Origin of the sequence: Enterorhabdus sp. P55, from assembly GCF_009911695.1 — a bacterium.
Classification (GTDB): domain Bacteria; phylum Actinomycetota; class Coriobacteriia; order Coriobacteriales; family Eggerthellaceae; genus Enterorhabdus.
Genome location: NZ_QWKK01000066.1, coordinates 1 through 13,012, shown reverse-complemented (window position 1 = coordinate 13,012; position 13,012 = coordinate 1). Strand labels below are relative to the sequence as shown.

At 67.6% G+C, this 13,012-nt stretch carries 11 protein-coding genes and 1 tRNA gene; 4 read left to right on the top strand and 8 right to left on the bottom strand.

Annotation, left to right across the window (positions count from 1 at the left end; genetic code table 11):
- The coding region (locus D1643_RS07360; protein ID WP_160710004.1) for a HAMP domain-containing sensor histidine kinase at positions 1 to 2,280 on the bottom strand (2,280 nt) is incomplete at its 3' end.
- Positions 2,281 to 2,481: 201 nt separating this feature from the next.
- On the opposite strand from D1643_RS07360, the gene D1643_RS07355 reads away from it, so the two are divergent.
- Together D1643_RS07355 and D1643_RS07350 are read left to right on the top strand one after the other, a co-directional pair.
- Positions 2,482 to 2,676, top strand: coding sequence for a DUF6724 family protein (locus tag D1643_RS07355; RefSeq protein WP_160710003.1), 195 nt, complete (start codon positions 2,482 to 2,484; stop codon positions 2,674 to 2,676).
- Positions 2,677 to 2,678: 2 nt separating this feature from the next.
- Positions 2,679 to 3,596: a PfkB family carbohydrate kinase gene (locus D1643_RS07350; RefSeq protein WP_160710002.1), complete on the top strand. Its 918-nt coding sequence runs from the start codon at positions 2,679 to 2,681 to the stop codon at positions 3,594 to 3,596.
- A 300-nt stretch (positions 3,597 to 3,896) separates the two neighbouring features.
- Here the strand turns inward: D1643_RS07350 and D1643_RS07345 are convergent, their stop codons facing one another.
- Entirely contained in the window at positions 3,897 to 6,461 is a 2,565-nt protein-coding gene (locus tag D1643_RS07345; protein WP_160710001.1) for a serine/threonine-protein kinase, read from the bottom strand.
- A gap of 221 nt (positions 6,462 to 6,682) precedes the next feature.
- On the opposite strand from D1643_RS07345, the gene D1643_RS07340 reads away from it, so the two are divergent.
- Together D1643_RS07340 and D1643_RS07335 are read left to right on the top strand one after the other, a co-directional pair.
- Positions 6,683 to 6,769: transfer RNA gene (locus D1643_RS07340), tRNA-Leu, on the top strand.
- An 84-nt stretch (positions 6,770 to 6,853) separates the two neighbouring features.
- Positions 6,854 to 7,744, top strand: a complete 891-nt coding sequence (locus tag D1643_RS07335; RefSeq protein ID WP_160710000.1) for a Fic family protein — start codon at positions 6,854 to 6,856, stop codon at positions 7,742 to 7,744.
- A gap of 105 nt (positions 7,745 to 7,849) precedes the next feature.
- Here D1643_RS07335 and D1643_RS07330 read toward each other — a convergent pair whose 3' ends face one another.
- From D1643_RS07330 to D1643_RS07305, 6 genes are all read right to left on the bottom strand, one after another.
- Positions 7,850 to 8,650, bottom strand: coding sequence for an alpha/beta fold hydrolase (locus D1643_RS07330; protein ID WP_201751020.1), 801 nt, complete (start codon positions 8,648 to 8,650; stop codon positions 7,850 to 7,852).
- Between the two features lie 20 nt (positions 8,651 to 8,670).
- Positions 8,671 to 9,087, bottom strand: a complete 417-nt coding sequence (locus D1643_RS07325) for a type II toxin-antitoxin system VapC family toxin (protein ID WP_160709999.1) — start codon at positions 9,085 to 9,087, stop codon at positions 8,671 to 8,673.
- On the bottom strand, positions 9,084 to 9,326 hold the full coding sequence (locus D1643_RS07320) for a plasmid stabilization protein (RefSeq protein WP_160709998.1): 243 nt from the start codon (positions 9,324 to 9,326) through the stop codon (positions 9,084 to 9,086). The genes D1643_RS07325 and D1643_RS07320 overlap by 4 nt, the downstream gene beginning before the upstream one ends.
- A gap of 168 nt (positions 9,327 to 9,494) precedes the next feature.
- Positions 9,495 to 10,367 carry a sensor histidine kinase KdpD gene (locus tag D1643_RS07315; protein WP_160709997.1) on the bottom strand — a complete coding sequence of 291 codons (873 nt, stop codon included), beginning with the start codon at positions 10,365 to 10,367 and terminating at the stop codon, positions 9,495 to 9,497.
- 347 nt (positions 10,368 to 10,714) lie between these two features.
- On the bottom strand, positions 10,715 to 11,698 hold the full coding sequence (locus tag D1643_RS07310) for a hypothetical protein (protein ID WP_160709996.1): 984 nt from the start codon (positions 11,696 to 11,698) through the stop codon (positions 10,715 to 10,717).
- On the bottom strand, positions 11,691 to 12,605 hold the full coding sequence (locus tag D1643_RS07305) for an ATP-binding cassette domain-containing protein (RefSeq protein ID WP_160709995.1): 915 nt from the start codon (positions 12,603 to 12,605) through the stop codon (positions 11,691 to 11,693). Before D1643_RS07305 ends, D1643_RS07310 begins: the two co-directional genes overlap by 8 nt.
- Between the last annotated feature and the right edge of the window lie 407 nt (positions 12,606 to 13,012).

Here is a 13,012-nt window from a genome sequence, read left to right as displayed (position 1 = left end):
GCGAGGCGGCCGGGGCGCGGCCGGGACGGCTGCGGCGGCCTCCGCGACCTCGGCACCCGTCGCCGCTGCGGCGTCCTCCACGACCTCGGCGCCCGCCGTCATCGCCGCGCCTTTCGCAGCCTCGGCGCCCGCCGCCATCGCCGCGCCTTCCGCCCCCCGAGGCGCCAACCCATCTCGCTCGCCTTCCGTCAGCATCTTCTTGTTCACCACGATGGTGTAGGTGGTGCCGCGCCCCACGGCTGTCTCCACGTGGATGTCGCCGCCCATGGAGTTGACGATGTGCTTGACGATGGGCATGCCCAGCCCGGTGCCCTCCGAGCGCGAGCGGCCCTCCATGACGAACGGCTCGAAGAGGTGCTCCACGAACTCCGGCGCCATGCCGATGCCGTCATCGGACACCACGAGCGTGATGCTCTCGTAACCGGCCGCCAGGCTCGGCGCCACGCGCACCTCCAGCGTGACATGGCCGCCCTCCTCGGTGTACTTGACCGCGTTCGTCAGCAGGTTCACGAGCAGCTGGCGCATGCGCAGCTCATCGCCCACGAACAGCGCGTCCACCGGCCCCTCGGTGACCAGGCGGTAGGTCTGCCCCTTGGCGGCGCACTGGGGCTCCACCACATCCGCCAGCGAATCGAGCAGCCGCGCCAGGTTGAAGGGGCGGTCGACGAAGTTCACCTTGCCGCTCTCGATCTTGGAGATGTCGAGCACGCCGTTGATGAGCTCGAGCAAATGGTCGGACGCGCGCTCGATGTCGTCCAGGCTGCGAGCCATCCGCTCCGGATCGTCCCGGTGGCGGCGCGCCAGGTGCAGCTTGCCGATGATGACGTTCATGGGCGTGCGGATCTCATGGCTCATGCGCGAGAGGAACTCGGACTTGGCGCGGTTGGCAGCCTCAGCCGACTCCATGGCGTCCTTCATGGACAGCTGTATGAGGTTGGCCTCGGTCACGTCGCGCATGATGACGAGCACCTGCCCCTTGCCCTCGTAGCGCAGGGGGCGCACCGTGTACTCGACGTAGCGGGCGCGACCGCTGGACGGATGGCTGAGGCAGAACTCGCCGTGCTCGAAGAAGTGGATGTCATCGGCCTGGATGCGGCGCAGCAGGGTGCAGCCCTGCTCGGAGAAGCCCAGATCCTCGGCCTTGCGCGGATCGGACACCAGCTCGTCGAAGCCGATGCCGAAGATGTCGGCGCTCTTGGCCACGATGGGCGTCACCACGCCGTCGGAGGGCGAGTAGAGCGCCACGCCGAAATCGAGGCTGTCGGAAAGTGCCTGGTAAAGGTGCTGCTTCATCTCCACGTCGCGCTCTCGCGCCTGCTTGCGGTAGAGCGCCACGGCCACACCCACCCCCAGGAGCACGCAGGCGCCGCTCAGGGCGAACACCGTGGTAAAGACGGCTGACACCACGCTGGCCTCCGCGCGCACGGCCTCCACCGATATGACGTTGCAGACATACCAGCTGCCCCGGCCCGTGGGAGAGACGCACAGGTAGGACTCGCGGCCGTTCACGCTTCCCACCACGAGGGCCGACCGTCCCGCCAGCACGGCGCGGCGCAGGGCGTCCAGCTCCTCCGTCGGAGCCTGGGAGTTCTTTCCCGGCGCTCGCGCAGCCGCCGCAAGGGCCCCGCCCACGAAGTCGTAGACCGACGACCCCTCGTCGGCGGTGGCGGTCTCGCCGAAGTTGAGCAGCACCTCGCCCGTGCGTCCGTCGAACAGCAGCGTGTCGCCGATGACCCCCTTGGTCACCTCGGCCGCATCAGTGGAGAACGCCGTCAGGGGGATGACGACGTAGAGGGCGCCCGCCTGGCGCCCGTCAAGATAGAGCGGCTCCTGGGCCAGGCGCGCGTAGACGCCGTCCGGGGTCTGGAAGCTCTCTGAATAACCCGGCACGCCCTGGGAGAGCGCCACCTCCTCGTCGCCCAGCTGCGCGACGTCGAACGACTCGCCACCTGCCGTGACGCCCGTGCCGTCCATGCGGGCGAAGGCCACGCCGTAGAAGCCGAAGCGGTCACGCAGGGCGGCCAGGGCCGGCTGGACGAGAGCCGGGTCGTCGCTTTGGATGGTGAACGCGCCGATGGCGTTCTGAATATCCTCCACCTTCTCGCCCACAAAGGAGCCCATCTGCTCGGTGAAGGTGGTAGCCTGCTGCTCGCCGTTCTGGCGCAGCTTGTTGTCGATATAGCCCGAGAGCGCCGAGAGCGCCACGGCCATGACGATCAGCACCACCAGGCCGCCGTATGCGAAGGCGCCGCCCTTTCCCTTGAGCATGTTCGAAGCCATCAGTCGTTCTTCCCCCGCTGCGTGCCCGACCGGCACGCGGACCCTCGCGCCAGTTCACCGCTTCTCCACGGAGTCAAAATGGCGCAACCGTGCCCGCGTCGCATAGTATACTTTTCAGGCACCTGCACTAAACGCTCCCCAGATTAGCGTCGGGAGCGCCCCGGGAAGTTGTCATTCATCTAACGTAACGAGGCTGTATACATGGATATAGACGAGATCTACCACTTCCTCTTCGAGACCATGCCGGGCATCGGATGCCTAGTAGGCGCAGGCCTGGTTCTGAGCGTCATCGCGTGCGTCATCATGGAGCGCCGCACGCGCAAGCAGTTCAAGAACCACGAGAAGACCGAGGACGACTGGTCGCTATTCGACGACGATGACGAAGAGGAGAACTAACCATGAGCGAAGACACCTCCCTCACCGAGCCTGACACCGCGGGCGTCGGGCTGCGCCTCTACGAGCGCGAAGGCGCCTACATCCCGCGCGTGGCCGCCGTGCACGACCTGTGCGGCTACGGCAAGTGCTCGCTGGGCGTGGCCATCCCCGTGCTGTCGGCCGCCGGCTGCGACGTGTGCCCCGTGCCGACGGGGCTATTCTCCAGCCACACCGCCTTCCCCGGCTGGTACATGCACGACACCACCGACATCCTGCGCGACTACCTGGCCGCCTGGCGCGGCATCGACGTGGACATCGACGCCATCTACTCCGGGTTCCTCGGCGCGCCTGAGCAGGTGGACATCATCCGCAGCCTCTACGAGACCTACCCCAACGCCCTGCGCGTGGTGGATCCTGTGATGGCCGACCACGGCAAGGTGTACCCCACCTACACGCCCGAGCTCTGCGACGCCATGGCCGAGCTGGCCTGCGGCGCCGACGTGCTCACCCCCAACCTGACCGAGGCCGCCATCATCCTGGGCGAGCCCATCGGCGAGGAGTGGGGCGGCACCGACATCCCCGACGAGGAGGCGCATCGCCTGGTGCGCGCGCTGCTGGACAAGGGCGCGAAGCACGTGGTGCTGAAGGGCGTCAAGCGTGCGGGCGAGAGCGTGGTGCGCAACTTCGTCGGCAGCCAGGGGGCAACGGACATCGTCGAGGTGTCCAACGAGTACCTGCCCTACCTGCTGCATGGAACGGGCGACGTATACGCGTCCTGCCTGCTGGCGGCGCTCATGGCCGGCCGCACGCTGGAGGAGGCCGTGGCCTTCGCCGGCGACTTCGTGCACGACGCGATGATCGTCTCGGCCGAGCAGCCGCACTTCCAGGAGCGCGGCGTGAGCTTCGAGCCGCTGCTGGGCAAGGTGACTGCGCTGCTGTAGCGCGCTGGCGTGCGGCGGTGCGGCGGCAGGCCGCTGGTCGCTGGTCGCGGGCCGCGAGAGCGCGAGAGGCGGGCTCCGGGGGATCGGAGCCCGCTTTTTTTGCGTGCGTGCAGCAAGGACGGCCGTTTTTGGACACTTGCTTCGAAATTCCGAGGATTGCGGGCAGGATGGGGCGCGTTGCGGGCGCCCGGATTCGCGTTTGCCCAGGTCGGTGTTTTTCCGAGGGAGCGTGTTAAGCCCCCACGCATCGCTTTGCCTCGGAATTTCGAAGCAAATGTCCAGATTTTCGCAAAACCCGCGTTAGCGGTCGGCCCAGGCGTCCTCGTCGGCGGGGTCTTCGAGGGCAGCCCACTCCTCGGGAGCCCAGCGCACGCGGTCGGGGACGCCCATGAGCGCAAGCACGACGCCGACGCAGCCGGGCAGGAGCGCGCCGGTGAGCGCCGTCGGGCTGGGCAGCCACGAGGCCCCGCCGCTCGCCAGGCCCGCGGCCACGCAGGCGCCGGCCACCAGCAAACCCGCAGCCGCTAGCGCCCCCAGAATGTCGAAGGCACGCGTGCCGCGCACGCACAGCAGGCTGTAGGCGCCAGCCGCAAGCACCCAGCTGGCCGCGACGCACCAGGTCTGCGGCAGCGCGAGCGTGGCGACGAGCGACGCCTGGGGGTCGAACCCGGCGAAGCGCAGGTTCACCCACGGGTTCCAGCCCATGAGGTCGCACGACCCGAGACTCGCCAGCGCAAGTGCCGTGAACACGCTGAACAGGCTGCTCAGCAGCGCCTGGCCCAGGGGCAGCAGCGCGCCGGCCATCACCGGTGCGAGGCCCGCGAACCCCACGGCGCCGGCAAGCGGCTGAACGAGGGCGGAGAGGGCCTGCGCCTCGCCCTCGCATCCGACGCCGCGCCACCACGCCACGGTGACGCCGATGACCGCCAACCCCAGCAGGAACGCGCCGCTCAGGAAGAACGCCGTCCCCAGCAGGACGAACGAGGCGAGCGCCGCCAGATGCGGGCGCAGCACGGCGGCCAGCCCCGCCCCGGCGACGAGCCCCCAGAACACCGGCGCGCATGAGGTGGCCAGCCCGTAGGCGGCGTCGGGCGCGCCGAGCCGCACGTTGGCCAGCGCGAGCGCGACCACGAGGGCCGCCGATGCCGCCGAAAGCACGCGCGCGATGATCGAACCGCCGCGCGGCCCCAGGCGATCCACCAGCGGGACGGCGGGCGGACGCGGAGCCGGCGGCTCTTCAGGCTCCTCGGGCTCCACCTCGCATACGATGTCGGCCAGCTGCCGCTTGCCCTTGCGCGCGCTGCCCAGCAGGGGTTCGAGCTCGTCAGCGAACTCCTCCACGGTGGCGTAGCGCTCGTCTGGGTCGGGGTCGAGCGCGAGGAACATGACGTCGTCGACCTGCTGGTCGAGGTCGTCCCAGCACAGCGAGGGCAGCACGAGCTCCGCGTCCTCGATGGCCGCCTCGGCATCGGCCAGGTCATCGGCGAAGAAGGGATTGTCGCCGGAGAGCATCTCGTAGGTGAGGCTGGCAAGCGCCCACTCGTCGGTGCGCTCGTCCAGGGGCTCCTGGCGCATCTGCTCGAGCGGCATGTAGCCGATGGTTCCGCCGCCGGCCGTGCCCTGGCCGCTCGCGTCCATGAGCGTGGCCAGGCCAAAATCCGTCACCTTCACCTGACCCTGGCGGTTGACGATCACGTTGTCGGGCTTGATGTCCAGGTGCAGCACCTCGCTGCCATGGGCGGCCTTGAGCGCATGGGCGATGGAGGTGAACACCGCGGCGACGATGTCGAGGGTGATGTCGTCGCCCTCTTCGCGCATGATGCGCGCGAGGGTCTTGCCCTCGATGTACTCCATGATGACGTAGGCCACGCCGTCGTGGAGCTCGCAGTCGTAGACCGTGACGATGTTCGCGTCGGAGAGGTGCGCCGCGGTGCGCGCCTCCTCCAACCCGGGGATGTGGTCGAAGAGGTCGTCGTCCTCGAGGTCGGGCTCGTCGTCGGCGGGAATCGCCTCGGATCGGGGATCGTCAGGCATGGCGAGCGTCCCTGCGCCATTCCGCGTGCCGGATGCCAGCGCCCCCGCCGCTGCGCGCGCCACCCCGCGGGCCGCGCCCTTTCCGCCGCCCCGCGCGTCAAGGGCGCGTTCGCGGGAAAGGCTGGCTACACGCGAGCTTGAGGGCTCACAGGCGGCGGCGCCGATGACGGGAAGGCGGGGGGCGGGATCGTCCCCCTCGTCCAGGTCGTCGAAGTCCTCGGGGGCGAAGGCGTCGTCTGCCGCCGGCGCCGCGTGACGCGCGTGGGCGCCACGACGCCCGGGCTGCTCGGCGCGCTCGACGCTCGCGGGGCGCAGCTCGCTGCTCGCATGGGCGCCGCGAGGCTCCCAGTCGTCCGCATCGTCCTCGGCATCCCGGCCGTCGGCGCCTGCTCCCCCATCCGCGTCCGCATCCCAGCCGTCACCGGCGGCGAGCTCGTCGTCCTCGGCGGGCAGGTCCTCCCACGGGGCGACGTCATCCGGATCGACCGCGCTCCGAGCGCCGAGATTCGCCGGCGCCGCGCCGCGGATCGCCCGCGCATCGGCGGCGCGCGCAGGATCGGCAGGAGGAAGCGCCGCGCCGCGCGCGCCCTCGACCGCCCCTTCGCCGGCCTCCTCGCCGTCGTCCTCGGCGGCAGCCAGGGCATCGGCCATCTTCGCCTCCATGGCCAGCAGACGGGCGCGCGCCACGTCCGCCTCCGAGAGCGGGATGCACTTGATGGCCACGTCGCGCTTGAGGCGCGTGTCATAAGCGTGCTGCACCGTGCCGTAGCCCCCGGCTCCGGCCTTGCCTATGATGCGGTATCTGTCGAGTATGAGCTGTTGGCGGGCCATGCGGCCGGCTGCCTTCCCGGTTGCGTTTCTGCTGCGTTTGCGCTCGGATGCGGCGAGCCGCTCCCGAGCGTGGTTTCGATGGGCTGAATCCTACCACATCGCGGCCGCCGGGAGCTTCGTCGCGCCCGGCACGCGCACATTCTCCGAAATTCCCCCTTGCGCAGGCCGAGGCGCTGGGGTAACATATCCTACGCTTTCGGCGCAAGCCGAGGCCGTCTAGTGCGGGTGTGGCGGAATTGGCAGACGCGTACGGTTCAGGTCCGTATGGGGGCAACCCCATGAAGGTTCAAGTCCTTTCACCCGCACCACTAGAGAAACGAACGCCCTCTTCGGAGGGCGTTTTTGTTTGCTAAACTAGATAGGTCAACGCCGCTACGCAAAGGGGTGAGCCCATGTCCGCCGACAGCCTCGACGCCTTCCCCTACGAAACCAGCACGCGACTCGCCGGCAAGGCGATGCGCCGGCATTACTGGGCTACGGCCATCGGCCTGCAAGCGGTGGACGGCCTGGAAGTTTCTCCCTATCTGCGCGAGCTGGCCCAAAGTTACGAGCAAGGGCGCTGCACTCTGCAGGAAACGGGCGAGCTCATTCGCGCTTATCACACTGCAGAGGGGAGCGACCGGCAGGCCACGGCCGAGGCCGACCTCGTCAGCCAGCGCATCGCCGAGATGCTGGAGGCCGGCAGCTTCGCTTTCACCCCCGACATGCTTCTCCTCGTCCATCGTACGCTGTTTCAAGATATGGATGAAGAAGCTTATCGGCCCGGTCAATACAAAACCGAGCGGCTCGTAAAGCAGGAGGACATCCTCAACGGCGACAGCGTACTATACGCAGATCCAACCATGATCCAAACCTCACTGGATTACCTGTTCCGCGAAGAGTCTCGCGAGAGCTACGGCACGTCGCTCTCTGAGACCGACGTCGCGCGCCTGGCGAAGTTCGTCTCGCTTCTGTGGCAGGTGCACCCCTTCGTAGAAGGAAACACCCGCACCGTAGCCGTATTCTCGGAGCTATATCTCGGCTCGCTCGGATTCACGGTGGGCAACGAGCCCTTCCAGAAGCACGCACGCTACTACCGCGATGCCCTCGTGAGGGCCAACTACCGCAACAACGAGGCAGGCATCCTGCCCGAACGCGGACCTCTGGAGGCATTCTACGGAAACCTGCTGCTGGACGCCGGACACCCGCTTAATCGCGAAGAGCTCATCTGTCCCGAACTCTTCGACAATCCCCAGCTCCTCAAGCACATCGGTCCCTCACGCGCGCTAAAAGCGCACAGCTAAAGACCGCGTATTTCTCGCTGATGAGGCTAGAGCCGATCATCGCAAGACGCCTGCCGTCATCGGAGCGAACGCCGCCAGCACGCCCGACACCACGTAGACAAGGGACTATTCCCCACTCGCCCAGAACTGGAGCAGCGCTTCGTTGAAGCGGTCGGGGGCGTCCATGTTGGCGCAGTGGCCGGCGTCCTCCACGACTACTACCTGGCTGCCGGGCTCGGACGCGGCCCACGCTTGCACGGCCTCAAGCTCCAGGGGCAGATCGTGCTCGCCGCAGCCGATGAGCAGCGGATAGGCGCGAGGGCAGGGCTCGTGCTTGCCCACCAGCTTGCCCAAGGCTGCCAAGTGCCGCAGCGAGCGCTTGGGGAACCCGAGGTTGAGCTCGTAGAACTCCTGCTGAGCCCGCTCGGTATAGGCTGAAATGGCCTTGTTGGCCTCGGCGAACCATTGCACCGACACGAGGGCCTTGCCCACCATGGCCATCTGGGCAGCCCCGTTGGCCTTGAGCAGCTCGGGGTCGGGACGCGTTATGTCATAGGCGCCGAAGCAGGCCAGGGACGCCACCCGCTCCGGATAGGCGCAGGCGAAATCCTGGGCCAGCACTCCGCCGAGCGACACGCCCACCACATGGGCCACGTCCGCGCCCTCGGCATCCAGAAGGGCGTTCAACCACGAGGCCATGGATTCGAGGCTGTCGCCGCGCCTGGCCTCAGTCGAGCCGCCATGGCCGAGAATGTCCACGGCGACGACGCTGTAGCGCCCGCGGAAGGCCTCCACCTGAGTTCGGAACATCCGATGATCGACGAAGGCCGCATGGAGCAACAGCACCCACGGCGCCCCCTCGGTCTTGTCCATGTGATAAACGAGGGGCGCGCCCTCTACCTGGCGCTGCTGCATTCCCAGACCCATAGCCCTATCTCCTTACGTTCTCAGCGCTCGAAGGGATTGATCACATCGATAGCCAGACAGTCGAAGTCCTTCACGTTGCGCGTCGCCAGAGCACAGTCATTGCGCTTGCAGATGGCCGCGATCATCAGATCCTCTATGGCGGGCGCTTTTCCCTGAGACAATGCCTGCTCGTGAAGCTCAGCGCAAAGAAAGGCGCTGAAAGCGTCGAATGAGTACGTTTTGGAAGAACAGTCCATGACAATGCTCGTGATGGCCTGTCGCAATCGCTCCTTCCGCTTTCCCTCAGGCAACCGAAGCATGCCAAAGTACAGTTCCTTAACCGTGATGGAGGTAAGCCACACCTGCCCCTCGTGGTCGTAGAACCAATCGATCACGTTCTCGCTTGGTTGCGGGCGCATCAATTCCGAGACGACATTGGTGTCAACGACGTAGTTCATGCCCATCCCCTCGTGTCAATTTCGCGAGCCGGATGGCGCGGGAGATCCTCGAGATCGATGCCCCCGACAGCCTGGGCGGCATTCCGCAGTCGCGTCACCCAGCTTGACGACTCGGGACGCAGCGACGATTCGAGGATGGCCTTCGCCTCCCCCTGCTGCGTACGCCCGTGACGCACCGCCCGCTCCCGCAGCAGCTGCTTCGTTCCTTCGTCGAGATCGCGTATGAGCAGATCAGCCATGGCGGCACCTCCTTTGCTTAGGTGATATCAATGATATCACCTTTCAGCGGAACGAAGAAGCCGGACTCCTTTTGCGGGCAGCCCCAGGTTCCTCTTTTCCACCACCGTGCGTCACTCCCTCCCCACCAGCAGAAGGCCGGCGATTCCGATGAAGGCAAGCCCGGGGAATCACCAGGTGAGGGTTATCAGGAGGTTAGTGCCGCGGATGGCGGCGGTTGCGCGGAGGGCCATGCTGCGGGCGAGGCTGGCCACCACGGCCAGCCCCAGGCCCGAGCCGCCGCCGGCGCGGGCGGCGTCGGCTTGGTAGAAACGCTCGAAGAGCCGGTCGGCGTCGATGGCGTCCGGGTCGGCCACGGCGTTGGAGAAGGTGAGGGAGCGGCCGCGCTGACGAATGGTGGGCGCGCCGCTTCCGTAGCGCAGGGCGTTGGCCACCAAGTTGTCGAAGATGCGCGCGAGGGCCTCCTCATCGGCTTCCAGGAGCACACCCTCGTCTTCGAAGTCTACGACAGGCTCCCATCCGCGCTCTTCGAAAGTTGGAAAATGCCCCACGAGCACCCCGGCCAGCACTTGGTGCGGCTTGACGGGACGCAGATCGAACTCGGCATCCGGATCGTTAGCCCGCGCGTAGGCGAAGAGCTGGTCGAGCAGCGACTCCATGGCGCCGAGCCGCGCCGTGGCGGCGTCCAGGTAGTGGGCGCGGCGGGCGGCGTCAGGCTCGTCGGCAGCCAGTTGCACGTAGCCGCGCGCACCCATGAGCGGCGTGCGGATGTCGTGGGAGAGGCTCGCCAAGTCGCGCTGGAAGTCACGCTGCGCCATCGCCGCGACGCGCCGCTCCTCGTCGGCGCGGTCGAGCTCCGCGTTCACCGCGCGGGCCAGTTCTGCGAAGGAGCGTCCGGGTATCTCCGTGGTCATGCGGGCATTCGACCGCACGCCGCGCGTGCGCAGGAACGCGGCCATTCTCCGCAGCTCGCGCCCATAGGCGACAACCACGGCAAAACCGCACGTCGCAAGCCCAGCCAGAGCCAGCGCGAGTCCGATCATCCAGCCCCTCCTTCCCCAGCCGCCCATTGCGGCACGCATTCCTATCCCGCCTTCACGTAATCCGCCTCCCCCGGCGGCGCCCCGGCGGCACCCGGGAGGCTTACGGGCGGTTCCCGGCAGCGTCCCGTCGGTGCCTGGGCGGCTTGCGGGCGGCTCCTGGCGGCGCCCCGTCGGTGCCTGGGCGGCTTGCGGGCCTCCCCCCCGACGACGCGAAAGCGCCCCTCCTCGGCGCCCCGCCAGCTCATGGGGCGCCTCCTGGCGGCGCCCCATCAGCGCGTGGGCGGTTCCCGACGGCGCCCCGTCGGCGCCCCGTCGACTTGCGAGTCTCCCCCGGCGGCGCCCCGCCGCTACAGGTCGCGGCGGCGGCAGGCGGCGAACGTCAGCGCGGCGCAGACCGCGAGCCAGATCAGCAGCACCACCACAACGGACACGCCGACCGGCACCCCGGCGAAGCCGAGCGCGCCGCCGGGGACGGCGAGCTGCGCCGCTCCCGGCGCCAGCATATTCAGAGCGCCAGACGGCAGCCAGGCGGGAAGGACATCCACCCACGGCAGGATGCGCCCAAAGTACGTCAGCGCCTGGGCGAGCAGAGCGCCGAACATGGCAGACGACACCACAATCGCCTCGGCAATGCCAGCGGCCTTACTGCGCGTAATCCAAACGACAAGCGCCGTCGCCCACGCGTAGACGGTAGCCGAGAGCCAGACCAGCAGCATCCATAGTAGCAGGCCGCCGACGGCCTCGTCGGCGCGGTAGCTGATGCCCGCCAGGGCGAAGGACGCTGCGCACGACGATGCCAGCACCACCAGAAACCAGAGCGACACCAACGACGCCAGCAGCAGCTTCTCCCCGTAGTAGGCGAAACGGCCGCGGCGGGTCATCGTCAGGTTGCGAATGAAGCGCGTCTCAAAGTCGGCTGAGAAAAACAGCGCCACCAGCAAAGACGCAGTCACGGCGAGGAACCCGCCGCTCACGAACCCCGAACCGAACAGCCCGGTAAGACTGTCGAACTGCCGCATCTCGGCGGACACATCCTGGAAGTCGTCGGCAGTGGGCACCTCACGGAACCCATCGGCACGCACGCGGACGCCAGGGCCCTGCACCGTGACGGCAAAGTTCTCCTCCGCCTCCTCGCGCGGCACCAGCTCGCTCTGCACCTCGTCGACCGTCATCATCTCGGCCTGAGCATAAAACGCCAGGGAGTCAGGCTGCGTCACCCAATGGAGCATGCCCGCCGCGAAGGCCATGCACGCCACCAGCACCACGGTCATCACCCACAGTGCCTTACCGTGGATGAGGCGGTAGAGGTCGGATTTCAGCAGGTTAAGCATGGCGCCTCCCCTCCATCAGCTCCACGAAGTACTCCTCCAGATCGCGCCGATGCGGTGAGAACTCCAAGACGACCTGCCCCGCAGCCTTGAGCGCCTGGGCCACGGACTCGGCGTCGTAGGCCCCGGAGACGATGATGGCCTGGTCGGGCTCGGCGCGATAGGTGGCCGCGGGCAGCGTCTCCTGCAGCTGCGCCAACGTGCGCGACGGGTCAGTCGTGCGCACGCGCAGGCTCTCGCCGCATTCGGCCTGCACCTGGTCGGCCGTCATCTCGCGCACCATGGCACCCTCGGCGATGACGCCGTAGCGCGTGACCATGCGATCGAGCTGGTCGAGCACGTGCGAACTTACCACCACGGTCACGCCGAACACCTCATTCAAACGCACGAGCAGGTTGCGCATGGCGCGCGTGCCCTCGGGGTCGAGGCCGTTGAAGGGCTCATCCAGCAGCAGCACGTCGGGATTGCCCAGAAGCGCGAGCGCCAGGCCGAGGCGCTGCTTCATGCCGAGGGAGAGCCTCTTCGCCTTCCTGTCCTCCGCGTGGTCGAGGCCTGCCAGACGCAGCACCTCGTGGCAGCGCTCGCGTGCATCCACAATACCGATGGCCAGCGCCTTCGCCATCAGGTTGTCGAAGACGGAGAGGTTGGGAAGCAGCCCCGGCTCCTCAATGAGCGAGCCCACGCGCAGCCCTCCGGGCACCGCCGCGCGCTCCTCATCCCCGAACAGGCATATCTCACCGGCGGTCGGCGTCACCAGGCCGCAGATCATCTTCATAACCGTCGACTTGCCCGCGCCGTTCTTCCCGACGAACCCATAGATGTCGCCGCGCATCACGGTCATGTCGAACCGGTCGACCACGCGGCGGCCACGATACTCCTTGGCCAGGCCGCGCACCTCTATCACGCTCATGGATCTCCCTTCGACTCTCCCTACCCTACCGAGTATCGCGGCAAGAGATTAAGAAGTCCCCGGGTAATCATTAAGAAAGTGTGAGGAAGGGCGGAGAGAGACGGGAGCGGGACGGGGGCGGGACGGGGCGGGACGGGGCGGAGCTCGGGAAAGCGTGGGGCAGGGAGATGGGACGTAAGCGAGGGGCGCGCAAGAGGAAGGGGCAGGCAAGCAGGCAGACGAGCGCCCGAGGGGCGAGAGAGAGGGCTGCGACAAAGACGCGGGACAGGCGGGGAGGGCGGTGAGCGAAAGCGGAGCCGGAGATGGAGGCGAGAGCAAAAGCAGACGAATGTTTCACGTGAAACATCGTAGCGAGGAGACCCGGGAAGCGGAGGAGGCCGCAAGAGAAAGGCAGGCTCGGGCGGGGC